The organism is Bowdeniella nasicola (genome assembly GCF_001907295.1).
GTDB lineage: Bacteria > Actinomycetota > Actinomycetes > Actinomycetales > Actinomycetaceae > Bowdeniella > Bowdeniella nasicola.
In genome coordinates, this window is record NZ_MQVR01000096.1 from 1 (window position 1) to 7997 (window position 7997).

Consider the following 7997-nt stretch of genomic DNA (forward strand, 5'->3'; position numbering starts at 1 on the left):
GGTAACCCCGATTCTTGAGGGCCTCGATCCCTATCGCACTCCCGACACGCCCACCCTCGAACCCATCACCCCACGCTCAGGTCCCAAGAGCCATTAAAACCATGGGCGAGCCCCGTCCGGGCGACGGCCGTCCCCAGCCCCCGACCCCAGGCCGCGCGTGGCCCGATCAGGTAGCCGAGCTCCCGCACACCCGGCTCGCTGCCGTGCAGATCGATATAGCCGACGAGCTCGCCGCCGCCCATCGCGGCACGCCGATGCAACTCAGCAGGCGGATTGGCGATGCTGGCGCGGAAGACGGCTTCGTGCTCCGCGAGCGTCCCATCGCTCCATTCGACGGCGAGCCGGAACTCGTCGTCGACGCCCCAGCTGGCAAGGACCGGCGCGTCAGCGCTGGTGAGCGGGCGCAGCCCGATGCGCGGTTCTGCCGCCGTTTCGTCGTCGGTCACTTTGCGTCTCCTTCGCTGCCGGTAGACAAACAGTACGCGACCATACCCGCAACCACACCCGCGGCCCGCTTAGCCGCGTGGCGTCGATGAGCGAATCGGCGGCCGCCTAGCCTGCCTCGGGCGAGCGCTGCGAAATCGCCGGAATTTGCTCGCGGGCGTCGCCCACGCGAGAGCTATGCCGCCTTCGGGCCGACGTACCCAGCCGAAGCTGTTCGCCTCGATGAGCGAGAAGACGATCGCGCACATGGCGAGCGATCGCGGCGTGTGCGTATCGCGCGTATTGGGCGCAAGCTTCAGCATGCCGACGAACGCAATCAGGGCGAATCCGCGTGATATGACAGACACGAGCCCCGAAACGGTCCGCGTCGCGGGCTAAACTGACATCCATTGGACTCACCATCCACCGGATCCACATCGAAGGAGGCGACAGTGCCGAAGATTGAGGCGTCGACGGTCGCCGAGCACCGAGCCATGCGCGAAGAACAGGTGCTGCAAAGCGCGGCCAACCTCCTCGTCGAGGGCGGACCGCAGGCACTCACACCAGCTGCCGTCGCGAAGCGCGCCAATATTTCGCGCACCGCCGTCTACCACTACTACCCCTCCAGCGCCGACCTCCTCATCGGCGCGCTCGAGCACCTCATGGCCGAGACCGTGCACGATCTGGAAGCGGCAATCGCTGACGCCGACGAGGGCCCGATGGCACAAATCGAGGCATACGTCCGCACGTCGCTGGCCTCTGCCGCGACCGGCTACTGTGCGGGCCTCATCGATGCCAGCGCGATCCCGGAGAGCCATCGCGGCCAGCTTCGCGTGTGGCATGAACGCCTGCTCGACCCGCTGCGCCGGATCGCCCACGACTGCAAGGCGCCCGACGCGACGCTCGCGGCCCAGCTCGTGCAGGGGATGATCGACGCGGCGGCGCGCGCGGTCGTCGACGGCGCCGACCTCGCCGAGGTCACGGAGACGACGCTCGTGCTGTTGCGGGCCGCGCTCGGCCGCCCCCACGGCATCCCCGCTTAATCGGCACGCTTCGCCACCTCACTAGAAGGGTGGTGGGCCGTGGATTTTTTGGTTGAATCTCCAGTCGGTGGCGAGTTGGAATCTCGGCGTCGAGGCGTCATAGTCCGCGTTGTTCGGGGACCCTTGAGTCGTTGCCGCGGCTGCCATGAGGTGCCTCCTTCCACGAACCGTTAGGTAATGCGCCTCATCGAGCTGACGAGTGCGTCGAGCAACTGGAAGCCAATCAACTACCAGATGCCGACCGCTCGTCAACCCTGCAGCGCAACCTGTGGACGCCAACCACACTGACACGCACCTTCGGACAACCACGGCCAACACTCTCGGGCCTTCGTATCCGGGCCCGAGGTCATGCACGTCGTCACATTCGGTGGGGGACAATGGACGCGCAGCCGACGTAAAGGAGCTTCCCTCGTGCCTACTCTCGCCGAGCTACTTTCCGCCTATCCGCCCGAAGTCGACGTCACTCCGCGACAGGTGCGCGAAGCCCGCACGGGACGCACCCGGCAACTGGTCGTGCTCGATGACCACGCGTCGGGAACCCAGTCCGTCGCAGGTTTGCCCGTCACGACCGCGTGGAGCCAAGAGGATCTCAAATGGGCGCTGGCGACCGGTGCGCCGGGCGTGCACGTGGTGACCGGGACGCGTGCGATGAGTGCGACGGAAACCGAGGATCGCGACTTCGACGTGACGCGAGCGGCGCTGGCAGCGGCCGATGAGCTGGGCGTCGACATCGACGTCGCGCTGCGCTCCGATTCGACGCTGCGTGGGCACTATCCGCTCGAGACTGACGTCGTCGCCTCCTGCCTCGCGGCCGATGCCGATCACCACATCGACGGGCTGATCGTGTGTCCGGCGTTCCCCGACGCGGGGCGCATCACCGTCGACTCCATCCATTACGTGCGTGGGGAGCGGGACATCTATCATCCGGCGGCGACGACGGAATATGCCGCCGATCCGGCGTTCGCGTTTGACACGTCGAGCATTCCGGAATGGATCGAGCAGCGCACGGGCGGACGGATCGCGGCGTCGACGGTTACGCGCATGACGTTGGCCCAGCTGCGTTCGGGCATCGACGCGGTGGCCGCGATTCTCATGGCGGCGCGCGGCGGGATGCCGATCGTCGTCGATGCCGCCAGTGATTCTGATTTGCGGGCGCTTGCCCTGGCGCTGTATCGCGCCGAAGAGAGCGGCAAGCGGTTCCTGTTCCGCGTGGCGCCGCCGTTTATCCGCGAATACTTGGGGCAGGATCGGCCGGCGACGCTGCGCGGGTCCGATATCGAGGCGCTGCGCGAAGGCGGCCGGGCCGAGGGCGCGAAGCACGGGCTGGTGCTCGTCGGCAAGCCCGCGGGCCTGACCGACCGGCAGCTGCGCGAATTGCGGCGGCGGCGCGGCCTGCGCGAGGTCGAAATCTCGTTGCCCGCGCTGCTCGATCACCGGCGCGATATGCATATCGACGAGGTCGTGGCGCGCGCGGCGCAGGGCCTCGACGCCGAACACGTCGTGCTGCGGCTCTCGCGCGACGGCTCCTCGGGGGATACGGACTATTCGCTCGACGGGCGGCTCGCGTCCGGGCTGCTGGCGATCGTGCGCAAGATCGTGGCCGAGCATCCGCTGCGGTTCGTCGTCTCGCGCGGCGGTGCAATTGCGACGACGGTGGCGCGGGCGCTCGGGGTTCGGCGCGCGTGGGTGCGCGGGCCGCTGCTGCCCGGGGCCGTGTCGCTGTGGCAGGCCGAGGGTGGTCCGGCCGACGGCGTGCCGTTCGCGGTGTATGCCGGGACGATTGGCGACGAGTACTCACTCACCGACGTCGTCGACCTGTGTGCGAACGTGCCGATTCCGCCGCGGCAGCCGAGGCTCGTTCCGCCGACCGTCGCGATCGCGCCGCGGGCACTTCAGGCACGCACGGCACCGGCTGTGGCCGATGCCGGGGAAGCGGACTCCACTCGCGCGGGCGCAGACGCAGGCGCGTCAGAGACCACCGAAGCAGCGAAGTCCAAAGATGCTCCCGCCGCATCGCATCTTGCCGTCATCGGGCTCGGCGCCACCGGCCTGCCGATCGCCGCCTGCCTCGCCGAGACCTTCAGCGTCGTCGGATTCGATATCGCTGAGGCCCGTCGGGAACTCGCGTGGCGTCACGGCGTCACGTCGGCCCTGTCCGCCCGCGAGGCCACCGATGGCGCTAACCTCGTCCTGCTTAACCTGCGGGACGCCGCCCAGGTCGCCGACGTCCTGTTCGGCGACGACGGCATCGCGGCCATCCTCGCGCCGGGCGCCATCGTCGTGTTGTGTTCCACCGTCGGCGTTGCCGAGGCACGCGAGATCGCGACGCGGCTCGCGGCCAGCGACATCCACCTCGTCGACGCGCCCGTCTCCGGCGGCCCAGATCGCGCCCGCCGCGGCGAACTCCTCATCGCCGTCGGCGCCGCCACCGACGCCCTCGCCGTCGCCGAAGAAACCCTGACCACGCTCGCGGCGCGCATCGTCCACGTCGGTACGACTCCGGGTGATGGCCAAGCGATGAAGATCGTCAACCAGCTGCTCGCCGGCGTCCAGGTCCTCGCGACGGCCGAGGCGCTGTCGCTGGCGCGCGCGCTCAACCTCGAGCGGGACGCCGTCGTCGATTTCCTGCGCCTATCCGATACCGCGTCGTTCGTCACGACGGAACGCGCGGAGCGGATGAAGGCCGCACATTCGGACACGACGACGGCCGCAGCGCCGGTCCACAACCCGCTCGCCGTCATGGTCAAAGACCTCGGGATCGTCGCATCGACCGCCTATCACAGTGGCGTCGGCGTGCCGCTCGCGGGCCTGACCGAGCAGATGTTTTTGCTCGGCCAGCGCGCCGGCTGGGGCGAGGCCGACGACTCCGTCATTATCCGGTTGACCGAACCCGAAGAACGTCACTAACGTCCCACAGGAGGTCCGCATGTTTCCCGACGACGACGCGGCAGACGCCGCCCAGGTGTTTGCTTTTCCCGGCGCGCAGCGCATGTGGCCGGCGCACCACATCGAGGCGGGGCCGTACCGCGCGACGATTTCGGGCGTCGGCGGCTCGCTCGCCGCGCTGACCTACGACGGCGAGGACCTCGTCGCTCCGGTGACGGTCGACGAAATTCGGCCGCAATTCCGCGGCGCCGTGCTCGCGCCGTGGCCGAATCGCGTCATCGACGGGCGCTGGAGCTTCGCAGGGGCCGACAATCAGCTGCCGATCAACGAGGTCGAGCGCGGGCACGCCCTGCACGGGCTCGTGACGTTCGCGCCGTTCACCGTCGTCGAGCAGGAAGAGAGCTTCATTAGCCTCGTCGCCGAAATCCCGGCGCAGCTCGGCTATCCGCACCACGTGCTCGTCGAGGTCACCTACCGATTGGACGCCGATTCCGGGCTGGATTGGGCGATCACGGCGCATGCGATGTCGGGGCCGACGCCGATCGGGCTGGGCATGCATCCGTACTTCACCGTGGGCGGGGCGCGCGTCGATGAGATGAGCGTCGAGCTGCCTTACGACGAGGTGTATTTGACGAGCGGGGAGCGGCTGCTGCCCGACGAGGTGATTCCCGTGGCCGACGCGCTCGCGGCCGGGCTGCCGGACCTCGACCTGTCGCGGCCGGTGTCCCTGGCGGGGCGGCATATCGATCATGCGTTCACGGGGCGGCGCGACGAGGTGGCCGTCATCGAGCTGCGCCGGAGTGCGGCTGGTGGCGACGAGGCTGCGGCACCGGGCGATGGCTCGTCGCTCGTGGGCGTGCGCGTCGTGACCGAAGCTCCGTGGGTTCAGCTGTTTACCGCCGACCGGCCCGACATCCCCGACTGGGACCGCGTCGGGCTCGCGATCGAGCCGCTCACGTGTGCGCCGGCGGCGTTCAATGATCTGACGCCTGATCCCGTGCGGGAGCGTTTCTTCCCCGCGGACGTGCTCGAGGCGGGCGAGTCGATCTCGCTCGCATGCGGCATCTCGGCGATCGTCTAGTGAGAGGGCGTCGATAGATGGCTATCTGGTAGTTGGACGGCATTCGGGTACTCTCGGTCCCCGCACGCGTACGAACCGTTGTACTTCTGAAGTTCGGCGCCTGTGAATGTTTGCCCTTCGGTGACGGTGAATCCGTCGACGGTGAAACTTACCTCGGGCGTGATCGCTCCAGTCGAACCCGGCGGCAGGATGAGAAGCGATTCTTCGCCCTCGTGCGTGACGATAGGGCACACCCACGAGCCGTTAACGTCTATTCGTTCCACCGTCGTGCGCATGGCTACCGAGTTCCAGGATCCCACGAACGCCTTGGTGGGCACGCGCACGTCTTCCGTGTCGGCGCAGGAGCACAGAAGCCCGACGGCGATAATCGCTGTGATGCTGGTTCGAATCATCGGTCTAACCTAACATTCGAGCGCCAGGCTGTGACACCGTCAAATTGGGTATATGAATAGCGGCATCTCCCTAGGTAATTCCGGTACTCGCCTTTTACAATGCCTTGAGCTGTAACACTCCCTGCCGTGGTTGTGGTGGCGTATAGTGGACCACCGGAGTCGCCGTCTCTCCAGCCGTTGCAGTCACTGTATCCATTGCGGTCGCCGTCATGATAAATGTGGGTCAGTTTTTCTGAGCGTACGCCCTCCACTGTCAGGTAACTATCTATGGCTTCGATAACATAGCGACAGATCTGTCCTGTTGTCCTGCCGCTAGAACAAACCTCCTGGCCAACTCTACGCTTAGTTATTCCCGTAATCTTATAGTTGGATGCCGTTGAAGAATTGGCAGGTCCGTTAAAAACGTTTGGAGCGTACGTGCTTCCGTAAAGGATCTTCCAATCTCCATACTTATATGCATTTCCTGGGTAGGCGGTTGTGTATTGGTTTCCTACAAACTTGCCTTGTGGCGTAGTGTACCTGCTGCCGGGGCAGTGTCCTGCCGTCAGCAATCCCTTAACGCCATCGAATGTGACAGGGATTCCAGTACTGCAAGAGGATCCCATTGCAACTATTTCCCCTCCCATGAAGTAGCGTGGATAGTCGTCGTACCGTCCAACAGAATCCTGTGCAGAGCGCACAGCGTCAAAGACAACGGGGGAGTCATCGAGGAATTCTCGGAAAGTCGAGCGAGCTTTGGTTAGAGCATCCGGTGAGACTCCGACGACAACTCGGTTTTGTGTCACATCAATGTAAGATGATAGGACATTATTTTCGCCTACCATAGCGGTGGCTTCCTGTTCAATCTCAAGTAGTTCTGTCTTCGAGTGTTCAACAGGAACAATGTTTACTAGCCGAGAATTGAGCTCGATGAGTTTGGCCACCTCGGGAGCTCGAGTGTCATAGTCCGTCGCGGCCGTGTAAATGTTGACCGTTTGACGATCAAAAGCAAGAGCTACGCCGGCAAAGACGTCATTGTGTCGATCGGTAAGTTCCCCGAGCTTTTCTATCAGCGAATCAACTTGGGGGGGTGCCTCACCGTACCATCGCCTGGGCTCGGGATGGTCTGTTGGTGTCTCTCCGGTGGGGGAAGGCGGGGGTCTGAATGTGGCCGAATTGTGTGAGATTCCCGAGGCCGTGGGCTGGGGAATCGCGAGAGCGGCAATAGCGAGTGACACCGAGAAGAGTTCGAGGATTCGACGGGTGATCGGGAAGATGCGGGACATCAGTGTACCTCACGTTCGCGAACTGGGCGACAGTTTCAACGTACCAGGCGAGTGGTCCCGCGACAAGATCCTTGATGGTGTGGGCGGATCCGCGTGTAGGGCGCGGCGACGAGCATCACCTCGATTTCCGGGCGGTAGGGGCGCTCCTCGCCGGAGGCCTCGACGTAGGCCCGCAAGAACCGCTCGAGTGCAGGACCGAACTCGGCGGCATCGCTCTGGTACGCTGCCGTACTCTCCTGCGCCGCCGTACTCTCCTGCGAGGGATCGTTGAGCGCCCGGCCGGACAGGGCGAGCAGCAGCATGTGGTCGACGCGGTCCTGGCCGACGACGCGCGGCATCACGAACGGCAGGTCGATGACCTGCGCGCCCAACCGCTCGTAAAATCGCAGCCGCGCGACCGGGTCGCCCGTCGCCGCAGATCCGGTATTAAACCGCGGATCCTCCACCTCGCCAACGACGAGCAGCGGGTCGAAGCGCTCCTGCCAGCGAGCGAGCGCCGAGCGCACCAGCTGGCCGCCCGTGCCGCGGCCGCGTCCGGCCTGGCCGACGACGAGCCACGTCAGCAAGATGACCTCGTGCGGGTCGCTCGGCCACGTGGCAATCGCCGCCCCGGCGAGCCGTTCGTCAGCGACGGCGACGACGACGTCCATCTCGCCGTTGCGCCACGCCTCGCGCAGCGCATCGGGCGACCCCAGCTCGGCGGGCGGGAAGGCGGGCACGAGCAAGTCGTCGATCACGGAGCCGAGCTCCGCCTCGTCGCGAACGGTCCGAATGACAAGGGCCGGATTTGGGGCCATAGCGCATGTCCTTTCTGGGCTCTTCACAATCCAGGGTGTAGGTAGCGTTGTTCGGGTTTGCGGCGTGGCGGCTGGTTGAAGGGGTCGAGGCCCTCCGAAGATGAAGGTTT

The 7997-nt window shown here is 65.6% G+C and carries 8 protein-coding genes; 3 read left to right on the plus strand and 5 right to left on the minus strand.

The window, feature by feature from the left end:
* Nucleotides 1-65 precede the first annotated feature (65 nt).
* Nucleotides 66-446 (minus strand): GNAT family N-acetyltransferase, encoded by a 381-nt coding sequence (locus tag BSZ39_RS11620; protein ID WP_073717488.1) that lies wholly within the window; start codon nucleotides 444-446, stop codon nucleotides 66-68.
* Between the two features lie 69 nt (nucleotides 447-515).
* The gene (locus tag BSZ39_RS13665; RefSeq protein ID WP_143180524.1) at nucleotides 516-791 is read right to left on the minus strand and encodes a hypothetical protein; all 276 of its coding nucleotides are present in this window, start codon (nucleotides 789-791) and stop codon (nucleotides 516-518) included.
* A gap of 84 nt (nucleotides 792-875) precedes the next feature.
* Here BSZ39_RS13665 and BSZ39_RS11630 point away from each other — a divergent pair, with 84 nt between their 5' ends.
* The 3 genes from BSZ39_RS11630 to BSZ39_RS11640 all read left to right on the plus strand — a co-directional run bounded on the left by BSZ39_RS11630 (nucleotide 876) and on the right by BSZ39_RS11640 (nucleotide 5433).
* The gene (locus BSZ39_RS11630) at nucleotides 876-1466 is read left to right on the plus strand and encodes a TetR/AcrR family transcriptional regulator (RefSeq protein ID WP_073717490.1); all 591 of its coding nucleotides are present in this window, start codon (nucleotides 876-878) and stop codon (nucleotides 1464-1466) included.
* Nucleotides 1467-1877: 411 nt separating this feature from the next.
* Nucleotides 1878-4373: a four-carbon acid sugar kinase family protein gene (locus tag BSZ39_RS11635; protein ID WP_073717491.1), complete on the plus strand. Its 2496-nt coding sequence runs from the start codon at nucleotides 1878-1880 to the stop codon at nucleotides 4371-4373.
* 19 nt (nucleotides 4374-4392) lie between these two features.
* On the plus strand, nucleotides 4393-5433 hold the full coding sequence (locus BSZ39_RS11640) for an aldose epimerase family protein (protein WP_083603323.1): 1041 nt from the start codon (nucleotides 4393-4395) through the stop codon (nucleotides 5431-5433).
* Here BSZ39_RS11640 and BSZ39_RS11645 read toward each other — a convergent pair.
* The 3 genes from BSZ39_RS11645 to BSZ39_RS11650 are packed head-to-tail and all read right to left on the minus strand — an operon-like array spanning nucleotide 5430 to nucleotide 7887.
* On the minus strand, nucleotides 5430-5825 hold the full coding sequence (locus BSZ39_RS11645; protein WP_073717492.1) for a hypothetical protein: 396 nt from the start codon (nucleotides 5823-5825) through the stop codon (nucleotides 5430-5432). The genes BSZ39_RS11640 and BSZ39_RS11645 overlap by 4 nt on opposite strands.
* Nucleotides 5822-7090, minus strand: coding sequence for a chymotrypsin family serine protease (locus BSZ39_RS13670; protein ID WP_143180525.1), 1269 nt, complete (start codon nucleotides 7088-7090; stop codon nucleotides 5822-5824). The genes BSZ39_RS11645 and BSZ39_RS13670 overlap by 4 nt, the downstream gene beginning before the upstream one ends.
* Before the next feature lie 35 nt (nucleotides 7091-7125).
* On the minus strand, nucleotides 7126-7887 hold the full coding sequence (locus tag BSZ39_RS11650) for a GNAT family N-acetyltransferase (protein WP_073717493.1): 762 nt from the start codon (nucleotides 7885-7887) through the stop codon (nucleotides 7126-7128).
* Nucleotides 7888-7997: the final 110 nt, after the last annotated feature.